This is a genomic window from Vitiosangium sp. GDMCC 1.1324 (genome assembly GCF_003044305.1).
Lineage (GTDB): Bacteria > Myxococcota > Myxococcia > Myxococcales > Myxococcaceae > Archangium.
On the sequence record NZ_PZOX01000032.1, the window covers coordinates 1 to 12626 of the forward strand.

At 68.0% G+C, this 12626-nt stretch carries 9 protein-coding genes; 3 read left to right on the forward strand and 6 right to left on the reverse strand.

The features are described from left to right. Positions 1–1380: 1380 nt before the first annotated feature. On the forward strand, positions 1381–2304 hold the full coding sequence (locus DAT35_RS52050) for a DUF2381 family protein (protein WP_233262225.1): 924 nt from the start codon (positions 1381–1383) through the stop codon (positions 2302–2304). Positions 2305–2331: 27 nt separating this feature from the next. Here DAT35_RS52050 and DAT35_RS52055 read toward each other — a convergent pair whose 3' ends face one another. From DAT35_RS52055 to DAT35_RS52080, 6 genes are all read right to left on the reverse strand, one after another. Next, positions 2332–3090, reverse strand: coding sequence for a DUF5953 family protein (locus DAT35_RS52055; protein ID WP_108076959.1), 759 nt, complete (start codon positions 3088–3090; stop codon positions 2332–2334). Between the two features lies 1 nt (position 3091). Beyond that, the gene (locus DAT35_RS52060; protein WP_369946516.1) at positions 3092–3865 is read right to left on the reverse strand and encodes a DUF6310 domain-containing protein; all 774 of its coding nucleotides are present in this window, start codon (positions 3863–3865) and stop codon (positions 3092–3094) included. 533 nt (positions 3866–4398) lie between these two features. After that, the gene (mdoH, locus tag DAT35_RS52065; RefSeq protein ID WP_108076961.1) at positions 4399–6432 is read right to left on the reverse strand and encodes a glucans biosynthesis glucosyltransferase MdoH; all 2034 of its coding nucleotides are present in this window, start codon (positions 6430–6432) and stop codon (positions 4399–4401) included. Positions 6433–6446: 14 nt separating this feature from the next. Next, positions 6447–6950: a hypothetical protein gene (locus DAT35_RS52070; protein ID WP_108076962.1), complete on the reverse strand. Its 504-nt coding sequence runs from the start codon at positions 6948–6950 to the stop codon at positions 6447–6449. Then, positions 6938–8479 carry a glucan biosynthesis protein gene (locus DAT35_RS52075; RefSeq protein WP_108076963.1) on the reverse strand — a complete coding sequence of 514 codons (1542 nt, stop codon included), beginning with the start codon at positions 8477–8479 and terminating at the stop codon, positions 6938–6940. The genes DAT35_RS52070 and DAT35_RS52075 overlap by 13 nt, the downstream gene beginning before the upstream one ends. 310 nt (positions 8480–8789) lie before the next feature. Beyond that, entirely contained in the window at positions 8790–9776 is a 987-nt protein-coding gene (locus tag DAT35_RS52080) for an aldo/keto reductase (protein WP_108077065.1), read from the reverse strand. Between the two features lie 277 nt (positions 9777–10053). On the opposite strand from DAT35_RS52080, the gene DAT35_RS52085 reads away from it, so the two are divergent. Both DAT35_RS52085 and DAT35_RS52090 read left to right on the forward strand, forming a co-directional pair. Next, entirely contained in the window at positions 10054–12261 is a 2208-nt protein-coding gene (locus tag DAT35_RS52085; protein WP_233262217.1) for a PAS domain-containing protein, read from the forward strand. Between the two features lie 40 nt (positions 12262–12301). Beyond that, positions 12302–12625: a multidrug efflux SMR transporter gene (locus DAT35_RS52090; protein ID WP_233262218.1), complete on the forward strand. Its 324-nt coding sequence runs from the start codon at positions 12302–12304 to the stop codon at positions 12623–12625. Position 12626 lies beyond the last annotated feature (1 nt).

The following is a 12626-nucleotide window of genomic DNA, read 5'->3' on the forward strand; positions in this document are numbered from 1 at the left end:
CCTCCCTGTTGTGCATGAGGATGCTCGCGGAGCTGCCGGAGGACCGCCTTCCTGTCGCGCCGTTGTGTGCGGCACTCAGTGAGACGCTGTCCAACGCCGAGAATGACGCCGCCTGGGATCTTCCGCTTATTGAGCCGGACGATCCGCAGCTAACGACGACAGTCGACGACCCGGAACGGTGGGAGCCGAACGAAACGCGGCGCACGTTCCTAAAGCTGACTAAGCAACGCCCCCGGCGCGGGCGGCCCCTCCCGGACAAGGCACCCGCGCTCTTTCTGCCCGCGCAGGTTGCAGGCGCCTCGCCCCCGGCCGCAGCGGTAGATCCTGACAGGATCTCCATGGCGGAAGCGCCGCAAGCGGCCCCGCCCCCCAGGGAGCATGAGCCGCCCGTAATGGCCCCTCCGCTGCCGGCAGCTCGCGAGCAGATCGACCCGCCCGCGGCTCCCCACTCCCGGCCCCTCGTGTGGCGTCTAGGGCTCGTGGCGGCCGTTCTGGCGATGACCGCCGCTGTCCTGTCCCTGGGCGCAGACCTTTGGGGACCTGGTTCGGCGAGCAGCACGAGCACGGCGCAATCAGAGTTGCCGCTACCGTCGACGTTCCCTGACCCTGGCTCGACTGATGGGGGCGTGCGTGGTCGTGAAGTGGCGCGCGACCCAAAGCCGCTGGAATCTCTCCCCGGAGGAGACGCGGCGCCCGATGGGGCTCAACCTTCCGCGTCCAACGCCAACGCCATGCCTCGCACGCCTGCTCAGACACCTAAGAACGAAACGCCGAGACCGCAGCCGAAAAGCTCGGGGTTCACCTTGCCGGCAGTCGTCGCGGCCTGCTCGCTGCTCGACGGGGGATGCACCGCGAGCACTCCCCAGGTGCGCCCCGAGCCCCCGGCGATTACCTGCCCCCAGGGTTGGCGGGATACCCACGAGAGATTCAACGTTGGTTTTGAAGGCATTGCCACGGTGAAAGGGTCCAAGGGGGAGCCCGAAGAGATGGCCAGGGTGAAGGATGGCCCCGCCAGCCTCCAAGTCGGTGTCTACGGTAGGGTTGGGGGGCTGCCTGCCGGGACCCTGCTTCTCGGAACGTGGCAGCTTGGCGACGACCGCCTTTTCGGCACTTTCACCGAGGCGAAGATTCCAGGCATGGGGACCGTCCCCGTGTGTCTGGTTACAAGCCTGGATGCTGACACGGCCTTTTTGGACGAACGCGGCAAGGAATATCTGTGCCCCCCCGGCCTGGGGACCTGCCTCGCTCCCGGAAGCAAGCCCGGCAACGCCAAGATAAACACGCGCGTTCCTCTCGTTCGGCCCGCCGGGCAGCCCTGATCATTGCCTTACTCTTGGAGGTTGAGTTTCCGTGCTGCCCCCGTCTCCCGGTGTCTTCCTGGTGGTTGCCCTTCTCGCTGGCGCCGCGCAAGCCTCAGAGCCGGCCCCCCTCTTTCGCTGCGCCGCGACGGCTCGTTTTGACTTGGCGGCGGAGTCCCCGGAGGGGGCGCGCGACGTGTGCGTGAGCGCGGACGAGCCGACGACCTTCTTCTTTGACTCCCGCGTCGCCGTGGGGACGGTGGAGTTTCAGCCAGGGGGGCGCCTCGCGGATTGGGCACTGGGGCAAGAGGGCTTGAGTCTCCACGTCATTCCCAAGGGGGATTATCTGTCAGGGGAGCGGGTAAAGGTGACGGTGCGCTTCGCGGATGGCGCGGCACCGGCGAGCGCGAGCTTTTGGCTCGTGGGCCATGCGGCACGGGGGACGCGTCGCGTGGAGGTGTTCCGCCAACCGCGCCCGCCCGACGTGCTCAAGAAAGAGAGGGACGAAGCACAAGCCGAAGCGCGCCAGTGCCAGGAGGACAAGGCGCGGCTTCTGGCCGAGCGCAAGGGGCCGGGCGGGCTCATGGGGGCCGCATGGCTGGAGCGGGCCGGGGTCATAGCGTTTAAGAAGCTTGAAACGCTGAGGGAGCAGCCTGCAAACGCGCTGCGGCTAGATGTAGGAGCCCGGAGCTACAGCTACACGCCCACGGGCGAGAGCCGCCCGGCAAGCGTAGCTGTACGGCTGGGCCTTACGAACCCCGGCGCTGAGCCCTGGACGCTGGCGGGGGCGGCGCTGGTGGACACGATGGGGGAAGAAGTGGCGCTTGCCGTGTGGCAAGAGGCACCCATCGCCGCGAATGGTGCCGGTGCCGTCGTGGTGGGCATCGAGGGGGAGCGCGCGCAGCTCGGCTGCCCCTGTACCCTCAAACTCTGGGAGGCGCAGGGGCCGCGCACTGTCACCATTGGGAACGTCACATTCCCGGCGAGTCAGAAGAAGGAACCATGAGCACGGCCATTGCGAGCCGTGCCGACCTCAAGGGGCCGAGCGCCCGCCGATCTCCGGGAAGCGCTCGTAGGCCCGTTTTAGCGCGTCCAGGTGGGCGGGGTTGTCGAGATCGAGCGGCGCATCGGTGAGCTGGACGACCCACCCGCCTGTTGAGGTACGCCGCGCTCGCGTGAGCAGCTCGGAGTCTCGGGCCGGGTCCGGAAAGCCGATGGTCCGTGCGGCAGCATCCGACCAGTAGTTGAGCCATCCGAGACAGTGCGGAATCTCAGGCGCGCGGATGTAATTGGGGAACCTGAGCGCTGGCAGCCCTCTCGGCGGGACCCCCGGCTTACGCGCCGGATCTCTCGTCTGCCGCGAAATCTCGACGGCTGCGTTGAACGGCGTCGCGTGCCCCCAGAACGCGCGTGCGCCCTCCGCTACGGCTTCCAGCACATCCGCTGCCGCAGTGATGCCGGCCGCATCGAGTAGCAGCGTTGCACGGACTTCAAAATGCGGCGGGCTCCCTGCTGCAAGGCCATTCGGGTTTTCCGACCCAGCAAGAGTCACGAGGTGGTCATCGTCATCGTTGCAGAGGAACGGAAGCCCTCCGTCCGTGCTATTCGCCGCGACCCATTCATCGCGGTGAGGCAACGTAATAAGGTCTTCCTTTCCGGAAGTCGTCCATCCCAGACTCAAGCCCGGAAGCGCGCGTTCTATCCCGTGGATGATGGTGAGAGGTCGCGCATCGCCACGCACGAGTGCAGGCGCATAAACCGAAATACGAACATCTGTCGGGTCTACCACCATGTCAGCACCAATCCATGACGACAACTTTAAGGGTCTTATCCACCAATTCCAGTGCAGCCTTGTGCGCTTCGCTGCGAACGCCGAGGACAAATTCGTAACCGCATTCTTCCGCAAGCCTGCGCTCTCGTTGTATCTCCGGTAGCTTCATTTCGATAAAAAATTGTTGAGAACGACGACTGTGCTTGTCGAAGTCATCCGTCTTGACGTCCCACAGAGTGAGCGTGGCCAGTTGCAGCCCGTCGTAATCCTTCCCATTGACGCGCACATCCCAGCCGGTGAAGTTGTTGTTCGGAATTCTGTCGGCGCACTGGTTGTGCGGGTCATGACCGCCACGGTGCGGCACGGGGCGGGGGGTGCAATCAGGGCGGCGGTCTCGCTCCGTGACTTCGGGTGGCAACGGGGGCGGCCAGTCCTGCCCTGCTGGCTCCGGCTTGGGCCTTTTTTTCGGCGAGGGTTTCTGCGGAGCGGGCTTTGTTTCGGGCACGGGCTTCACTTCTGGCACCGGCCGCGTCTCCGGCACCGGCAGCGTAGGCGGCGGCCGAACCTGGGGACGGCCCTTCTTCTCGTAAGCCTCCAGCGCCTCTGAGATCGCGAAGCCCACCACCACCACGCCCGCGACGATCACCGCTCCCACGACGATCTCCGGTGCCGCCAGGACACAGACCCCGAGCCCCATGGCCGCCGCCCCAGCAGAGGCAATCGCACATCTTCCCGTGATGTCGTGAAACTCGAGCCGGTCATGGTCGAGGGCCTGATAGCACCGCTCCGCCAGCACGGGCCAGGGCTCGGAAGCTTCGCGGACGGCGCAACGCCCCCCGTCCGTCCAGGGCAGCGTCGCCGCTCGCTGGAGGTTGGCGAGCCTCGGGTCTCGGGCCGCTGGCTCTCTTGGGCTCGGCGCTGACGTAGCGCAGGCTGAGACGTAGAGGAGCAGGGCGATGCACGCTCGGAAACGCATGGCTACATCCTCCAATCGAGTCAGGACCTAGAGGGTCCTGGCGGGGCCGTTCGGAGTATGCAAGCGCGCCCCGACAGCAAGGGACGAGCACGCGAGGGGAGCAGAAGGAAGCCGCCCCCTTGTTGCGTCTATGTCGCGTGAGAGTGCGGAACGGGCTGGAACGGGGCGGGACTACAAGGGATGCGGCGGGATCTCGACTCCCAATCATTCCGGGCGGTTACGAGGTAAGGGCGCGATTCCGTTGGGGTTTTCGCACCGCCCGGCGCGGGTTCGATTCCCGCCGCCTCCGCTCGTCGGGGTTCCTGGTTCTCTGGTGCTCTGGGCTTTTCATCGCCCGGACAGCATGGGCGCCATCAGGCTCCGGTGAGCCGGAGGGCGTGCCGGCTCCGCGCTTCCTCGAGCGTCTCCGCATCCAGCAGCACCGCCGTCTTTTCCTGTGCGGAGAGGGGTTCCGACTGGCCCTCCAACAGCTTGCGGCGGGCCGAGGCGAGCGCGACCGATGCCGCGCCTTGACCCGGCACGGTCTCCAACAGCGCCAGGTGCAGCGCGTGGGCCCGCGGGTCCGTCAGCACCCGCTCCAGTGCGTCCTCGACCGGCTCCAGCTCGCGCTGCGCGAGTTCGAACGCCCGGGTCAGCACCGGCGGAGGGGCGGACTCCTCGGGGATGAGGAACAGGCCGTTCCGCGCTGCCCACGTGCCCAGCGATGCGCGCGCAGTCCACACCGACAGCGGGATGGACAGCAGCAGCCCCACCACCACCGGTGACAGCCAGGGCAGCAGCTCGGGGAACAAGGCGAGCGCCACCGTCCCCAGCACCGCCCCCACCAACGTGTGTACCGCATGGCGCCGGGCCGCCTCCGCCCACGGCAGGTCCTCGTCGTCGCGCTGCTGGCTCGACCAGGACACCCGGTACCCGAGCAGCGTCCCGAAGACGAAGTGCGACTGGAAGAGCATCATCACCGGGGCGAGCAGCATGGACACCAGGCTCTCCGCCAGCACGCTCAGCACCAGCCGCGTCCGGCCACCCATGTGCGCCGCCTCCTCCCTCCGCGTCAGCGCCAGTGCGAGCCCGAAGGCCTTGGGCAGCAGCAGCATCGCCAGGGACACCCCCATCAGCCGCAGCGCGCCCTCCGAGTCGAACGTGGGCCACTCCGGGAAGAGCGTGCGGTGCTGGGGAAAGTACTCCGGGTCCACGAAGCGGTCGTGCAGCGCCGCCCCCAGGCCCGCCAGCAGGAACATCAGCCACAGCGGCGAGGCCACATAGGACATCACTCCCATGAGGAAGTGTCCCCGGCTCGATGGATGCAGTCCGCCCGCCGCCACCAGCCGCAGGTGCTGGAGGTTGCCCTGACACCAGCGCCGATCTCTCTGCGCGTAGGCCAGCAGGTGGGGCGGGGGCTGCTCATAGCTGCCGCCCAGCTCCGGCACCAGCCACACCGTGTAGCCCGCCCGCCGCATCAGCGCCGCCTCCACGAAGTCATGGCTGAGGATGTGGCCGCCGAAGGGCTGCTGCCCCGGCAGTACCGGCAGTCCGCAGTGCTCGGTGAAGGCAGACACGCGCAGGATGGCGTTGTGGCCCCAGTAGTTGGACTCGCCGAGCTGCCAGGCCGCCGCGCCCGCCGCCACCACCGGCCCGTACACCCGGCCGGCGAACTGCTGCAGCCGCGCGAAGAGCGTGCTCCGCCCCACGCACAGCGGCGGGGCCTGGAGGATGCCCACGCGCGGGTTCAGCTCCATCAGCCGCGCCATCTTCACCAGCGTGTCGCCCGCCATGAGGCTGTCGGCGTCCAGCACCACCATGAAGTCGTAGTGCCGGCCCCAGCGCTCGCAGAAGTCCGCGAGGTTCCCCGCCTTCTTGCCCGTGTTGTCCGAGCGCCGCCGGTAGAAGATGCGTCCCTGTCCGCCCACCCGCCGGCACAGGTCCGCCCACGCCAGTTCCTCGGCTACCCAGGCCTCCGCCCGCGTCGAGTCGCTCAGCACGTAGAAGTCGAAGGCCTCCAGGCGCCCCGTGGCCGCCACCGATTCGTAGGTGGCCTGCACGTTGGCGAAGACCGATGCCGGATCCTCGTTGTGGATGGGCATCACCACCACGACGCGGCTCTTCAGCGGGGCCGCCGCTTCCTCCGCACCCGGCCACCGCAGGCCGGGCACCCGCCCGCCGAACGCGAGCTGGAGGAAGCCCGCCACCGCCGTCCAGAAGGACAGGGCAATCCACCCGAAGCACAGGGCGAACAGGCCCGCCATCACCCACTCGGGCGGGGTGAGGCCCCGGACGCTCAGCAACTGGAGCATCTCCCACGTTCCGAGCGCCGTGGAGAGCGCGGCCAGACCGAGGACACACCCCCGCCGCAGCCCGGCGGTCTCGGGCGAGAACGAATGCGCGTTCATGTGGGCTCCCAGGCTCAGCGAGAGATGGAGACGTCCGGCTCACCCGCACGCCACCAGCGGCGGAAGAGCTCACCCAGCGGCCACAGCACCAACTGCTGCTCCGGCATCGTCGTGGGCAGCTCGCGCGGGGCGGGGACGGGCAGCGCGGCGCGCAGGGCCCTCGCGAGCTCCGCGGGCAGCGCGCTCGGAGCCGCCGTGAGGACACCCGCGCCCCAGCGAACCCCCTCGCACAGCACGAAGGCCGCCCGACCCCGGGCCAGCAGCGAGCCTCCGCCCGTGGAGGCCAGGCCCAGTGCTCCGGCCAGCCACGCCTCCATCTGCTCCCGGGCGAGCGCCACGGCGTCCCGCGCCAGTGCGCCGCGCGTGCCGAGCACCCACGCCGCCAACCGGGAGAGGTCGTCGTCCGTGGTGAAACCGAAGGACCGGAAGAAGGCGTCGAGCGCCTCGCGCGTTTCCGGGGTGACTCCGGTCGCGAGCGGAAGGGCGGGGGAGGGGGTCGGCGTCTTCACGGTGTCCATAGGTAACTCCAGGTCTCGGTGAGGGTTTCGGATCCGCGTCGGAGGAAGCAGCGCAGCTCGGCGGGGGCGCCTGCCTCGGGCACCAGCTCGAAGGTGGCTCGCCAGCCGCCGGTGACGTCGTTGCGCTGCGCGATGGGGCGGAGCACCTGGCCCTTCGAGGTGGTGACGACCGCCTCCACCGGGCCCGCTCCCTCCGCGCCACCGCGCGAGAACTCGAGGACGAAGCGCCGCGCTCCCGCCGTGCTGCCCGCCGCGATGCGCGTGGCGGTGGTGAGGCCCACCGTGGGGCGCTCGGGCGGTGTGCTGCCCCAGGAGAGCCTCCAGCCCAGGCGCAGCTCGGCGCCGGGCCCGACGGGGGTCTCGGGCACCCAGAAGGCCACGATGTTGTCGTGCACCTCCTGGGGGGTGGGGATCTCCACCAACTGCACCGCGCCGCGGCCCCAGTCGCCCATCGGCTCCACCCAGACGCTGGGCCGCTTGTCATAGCGCGCCTCCAGGTCCTCGTAGCTGGAGAAGGCCTGATCGCGCTGCAGGAGGCCAAAGGCACGCAGTCCCTCGACATGGAAGCTGGAGACGCTCAGGCGGGCGGGGTTCTGGAGCGGGCGCCACAGGTGCTCGCCGCTCTTCATCCAGATGACGAGCCCGTCCGAGTCATGCACCTCGGGCCGGAAGTCGTCCTGGGTGCCGCGGTCGTTCTCTCCAAAGAGATACATGCTGGTGAGCGGCGCCACGCCGAGCCGTTTCACCGCCTTGCGCGTGTAGAGCGCCGCCTCCACCTCCACCACCGTGCGCTCGCCGGGGATGATGACGAAGCGGTACGCGCCGGTGACGCTCGGGCTGTCCAGCAGCGCATGCACCACGGCACGGTCCGCACCCGGCGCCGGCTTCTCCAGCCAGAACTCCCGGAACGAGGGGAACTCCTCTCCCTCGGGGAGCGCCGTGTCGATGGCCAGTCCTCGCGCGGACAGCCCATACACATTGCCCCGGCCCAGGGAGCGGAAGTAGCTGGCACCCAGGAACGACACCACCTCGTCGAAGTGGTCCGGCCGGTTGAGCGGATGGGTGAGCCGGAAGCCCGCGAAGCCGTCCAGCTGCGCGGGAGCCGGCGCCTTCACGAGCGCGCCATAGTCGAAGAGCTCCGGCGAGAACCGCACCGTCTCCACCCGTCCGCCGTCCACCTCATGCACGGTGACGGGCGAGGTGTAGAGGAAGCCCGGGTGGAAGAACTGCGCCTGGAAGGGCAGTCCGGCGTCGCGCCACCGGGCCTGGTCATTGCGGTAGCGGATGTCCCGGTACTGGTCGTACGAGAGCCGTGCGTAGTCCGGCGGGAGTTTCGACTCCGGGGCCTGGTAGCGGCGGCCGGCCAGCTCCCGGGCCCGCTGCCGCACGAGCTCGGCGCTGAAGGGGGGCTTCGCTTGCGGTGCGACGGCGGGCTTCGTCTCGGCTCCCGCCACCACCACCCACAGTGCCGCGAGTACGCACGCCGCACGTGCTCCTCCTGTGGACCACTTCCTGGACTCCACTTCCATGTCCCTCCTGGAGTTGACGCGCTGCGTTCCGGCCCGTAGCAGCTCTCGTGCCATTCTCCAGGCGGATGCTGGAATCAGAGCAATTCCAGGGGATTGAGCCGCACCTCTGAGAGTGCAACTCTTTGTTGCTCAAATAAAATCGCGAGCTTGGAGTGCTGGCGGCCGAGGGGCGAATGGGACAGCCAGGGCAGAAGTGTGGAGCAGAGGAACAACGCGGACGGGGGAGCTGTCCGTCTGGTCCCCAATGCGGCCTCGTTCTCAGCGGTTGAGACAGGTGCGAGCCGCGGCTCCTCGATTTCACTCGGGCGCGCTAGCCCAGCCACTCCGGGTGTTGGACCGTGCCATCGAAGTGCTGGCTGACCTTGTACTTCTCGAAGGTGCCGCCCCTGGCGGGCTTCGCTGTCTTCGCGAGCAGTGCCTCCACCTGCTTCTCCGAGGGCGGCTTGAAGTCCCGCGCCACCGAGAGCGCCTGCTCCAACCGGTCCGTCGAGTCCATTCCGGTGATGACCACGCTCGTAGGCAGGGACAGGCTGTAGCGCAGACAGTCCGGCGCGCTCACGGCCTTGCTCTCCAGGATGATGCCGCCCCCCATCGGTTTCATGCCTAGCACGCCGATCTCTTCGCGTACGAGGACCGGCAGGACGCGCTTTTCGAAGCTGTCGAAGTGGGCATCCATCACGTTGAGCGGCATCTGCACGGTGTCGAAGCGGAAGCCGTGCTTCTTCGCCGTCTCGAGCATCTTCAGGTGGATGGTGGGCGACTTGTGCCCGGTGAAGCCGAGGAAGCGCGCCTTGCCCGCCTTGCGCGCGTCGATCATCGCCTCCATGGCGCCTCCCTCGGCGAAGGCCCGATCCGGATCGGTGTCGCGGATGATTTCGTGCAATTGCAGCAGGTCCAGGTGGTCCGTCCGCAGGCGCTGGAGCGACTCGTCGATCTGCTTCGCGGCCGTCTTCTTGTCTCGGCCGTCAATCTTGGTCATCAGAAAGGCCTTGGACCGGTAGCCGTCCTGGAGGGCCTTGCCCATCCGGAGCTCGCTCTGCCCGTCGTTGTAGTCCCAGCAGTTGTCGAGGAAGTTGATGCCGCTGTCGAGCGCACGCCGGATGATGTGAATGCTCTCGGCCTCGTCCTTCTGCATGCCGATGTGGAAGCCGCCGACGCCGATGCAGGACACCTGCTCGCCGGTGCGTCCCAGCTTCCGGCGCGGAACCGCCTGGGTTGTGGATGGCTGGCCGGCGGCGAAGGCGCTCGGAGCAACCATGAGCGCGAGCGTGGCTTCGAGGAATTCCCTGCGGTTCATGGCGGTGTCCTCCGAGCGCGCGAGCGGGCCTGAGCGCGACGCGCGGAGGAGATTGCGTGCCGTGGGTGCCACCCACAATCCGCGATGCTGGCGAAGGTGGCCTCGTGATCACCGCCACGCCCACGGCTGACAGCAATTGAAAGATAGTGTGCAGATGGCCGTGCAATGCGAGTGCAGGTTCCCAGGCCCGTTGCGTGCTTCGGGTGCTGGAACCTACATGCGTGTTGGACACCGTGTGAATGGCAGTACCTCTGTGCTGCAAGATTGCCCTAAAGCCATGCACACGCCCTCTCCAGCCCTGAAGAGAGATGAAGCGCAGCGCCTGCGGGCACTCGAGCGCTCCGGCCTTCTCGATACGCCACCCGAGCCCGCATACGACGACATCGTCCGGATCGCCGCGGAGTCGTGTGGCACGCCCATCGCGCTCATCAGCCTGGTGGATCGGGATCGGCAGTGGTTCAAGGCGAACGTGGGACTGCAGGGAGTGGGGGCGACGGAGCGGTGCATCTCCTTCTGCACCCATGCCATCGAACGGGAGGGCGTCTTCCTCATCGAGGACGCCCGGGCCGATGAGCGCTTCGCCACCAACCCGCTCGTCCAGGGCGAGCCATTCATTCGTTTCTACGCGGGCGCGCCCCTCCAGACGGAGGATGGCTTCTCGGTTGGCACCCTGTGTGTCCTCGACAGGCGCCCCCGGGGACTGGCGGACTCCCAGCTCCGCAACCTGCTCGCGCTCAAGCGTCAGGCCGAGCTGCTGCTCCGCCTGCGCTCCCAGGTGCGGCAGCTCAAGGAGCGCAACGTCGAGCTGGAGCAGTCCCAGGAGCGCATGCGCTCCCTCAACACATACCTGCAAGCGGAGATGCGTGAGCGCCAGCGTGTCGAGCACCAGCTCCTCGAGCAGCAGTCGTTGCTCTCCAGCATCCTCGCCCACATTCCCCACTCGGTGTTCTGGAAGGACCGCAACAGCGTCTATCAGGGCTGCAACGAGCAGTTCGCCCGCGACATGGGGCTCGCCTCTCCGATGGAGGTCATCGGCAGGACGGACTTCGAGATGCCCTTCCCGGACGAGCACGCCGACGCCTACCGCCGGGATGATCGCGCGGTGATGGAGTCCGGCATTCCCAAGCTCGCCTTCGAGGAGCCCATCCAGCCCCACGGCAGGACGAAGTTCTGGGCACTCACCAGCAAGGTGCCGCTGAAGAACGCGGAGGGGACGGTGCAGGGGGTGCTCGGCATCTACGCCGACATCAGCGAGCGCCGGCGCCAGGAGGCCGAGATGCAGGAGGCCCGGCGCGTCATCGAACGGAATGTCGCCCATCTGGAGGAACAGGTGCGCGAGGTCCACGAGCGCAACCGCCAGCTCATGGAGAGCTCCGGGGAGGCCGTCTTCGTGCTCGACGCGGCCGGCGGTATCGAGGAGGTCAATCCCGTCGCGGAGCGGCTGTTGGGCATGTCCCGGGAGCAGCTGCTGGGCACCTCCTTCGAGACGCTCGCCCCGGAGGACGAGCGCGAGCCGCTGCGCCAGGCGCTCAAGGATCTGCGTGTTCGTGGCACCGTGTGCCTGGAGGAGCAGGGCCTGCGCTCGGCCAGCGGAGAGCGCGTGGCCGTCGGTATCGCCGCCTCACTCCAGGTGACGGGCGAGACCTGGCGGTTGCTCGTCGTCGGTGCGGACCTCACGGAGAAGCGGCGGCTCGAGCATCAGAGCATCCAGAACGACCGGCTCGCCTCGATGGGGACGCTGGCGGCGGGGATCGCCCATGAGATCAACAACCCGACCTCCTACGTGCTCTCCAACCTCACCTATCTCCAGGAGTGGCGGGATGAGCTGGAGACGGCGCTGGGGGCTCTGCCAGGGCTGCCGCCGCACCTGGGAGAGACGCTCCCCGAGGTGAAGGAGGTCATCGCCGAGTGTCTGGTGGGCGCCGGGCGCATCCGGGACATCGTGCGCGACATGCGCGTCTTCTCGCATACCGGGAGCGAGGAGCTGGTGCCCGTGGACATCCATGCGTGCCTGGATGCCGTGCTGCGCATGGCGCACAACGAGCTGAAGCACACGGCGCGGGTGGAGCAACAGTACGCGGATGCGCTGCCGCTCGTGCCCGGGTGCGAGGGCCGGCTCAGCCAGGTCTTCCTCAACCTGATCATCAACGCGGTGCAGGCCATGAGGTCCGGAGGGCCCGAGCACCAGGTCCTCCGGGTCCGCACCGCGCTGGAGGGAGGGGTGGTGCGCATCGACATCTCGGATACGGGCCACGGGATTCCTCCCGAGGTGATGTCGCGCATCTTCGAGCCGTTCTTCACCACCAAGCCGGCCGGTTCGGGCACCGGGCTCGGCCTGTCCATCAGCCAGTCCATCATCCAGAAGATGGGGGGCGAGATGCGGGTGCGGAGCGAGCCCGGTCGTGGCACCACCTTCTCCCTGTTCCTTCCGGTGAGTGGCCAGGGGTCGTGCGGGGACGAGCCCCAGTCCCCGTCTGACGCGTGAGCCGCGCATCCCGAGACCACTTCAGTGGATACTGGGCAGCATGGTGTCAGGCAAAGAGATGGTGCTGATGTTCCTCGCGGCCGCGTGCTTCGCGGTCGGCGGGATCTTCATGAAGCTCTCGGCGGGGGTGTCCCGCCCGCTACCCATCCTGGCCTTCCTGGCGCTCTTCCTGGTCGGGGCCTTGCTCCAGGCCTTCGCGATGCGCCGTGCCGATCTCGGAGTCGTGTACATCGCGGTGCTCGGATTGGAAGCGGCGCTGGCGCTCGTTTTCAGCATCGTGCTCTTCCATGAGGGGCTGTCGCCCGCGCGCGTCCTGGCGGTCGTGCTCATCCTCGTAGGCGTCGCGTTGCTGCGAGTGGCCTGAC

Coding starts and splice junctions, on each gene's coding strand:
- DAT35_RS52080 (WP_108077065.1), bottom strand. CDS start 9,776: ATGAACCGCAGGGAATTCCTCGAAGCCACGCTCGCGCTCATGGTTGCT.
- DAT35_RS52090 (WP_233262218.1), top strand. CDS start 12,302: ATGGTGTCAGGCAAAGAGATGGTGCTGATGTTCCTCGCGGCCGCGTGC.
- DAT35_RS52055 (WP_108076959.1), bottom strand. CDS start 3,090: ATGGTGGTAGACCCGACAGATGTTCGTATTTCGGTTTATGCGCCTGCA.
- DAT35_RS52085 (WP_233262217.1), top strand. CDS start 10,054: ATGCACACGCCCTCTCCAGCCCTGAAGAGAGATGAAGCGCAGCGCCTG.
- DAT35_RS52075 (WP_108076963.1), bottom strand. CDS start 8,479: ATGGAAGTGGAGTCCAGGAAGTGGTCCACAGGAGGAGCACGTGCGGCG.
- DAT35_RS52070 (WP_108076962.1), bottom strand. CDS start 6,950: ATGGACACCGTGAAGACGCCGACCCCCTCCCCCGCCCTTCCGCTCGCG.
- mdoH (WP_108076961.1), bottom strand. CDS start 6,432: ATGAACGCGCATTCGTTCTCGCCCGAGACCGCCGGGCTGCGGCGGGGG.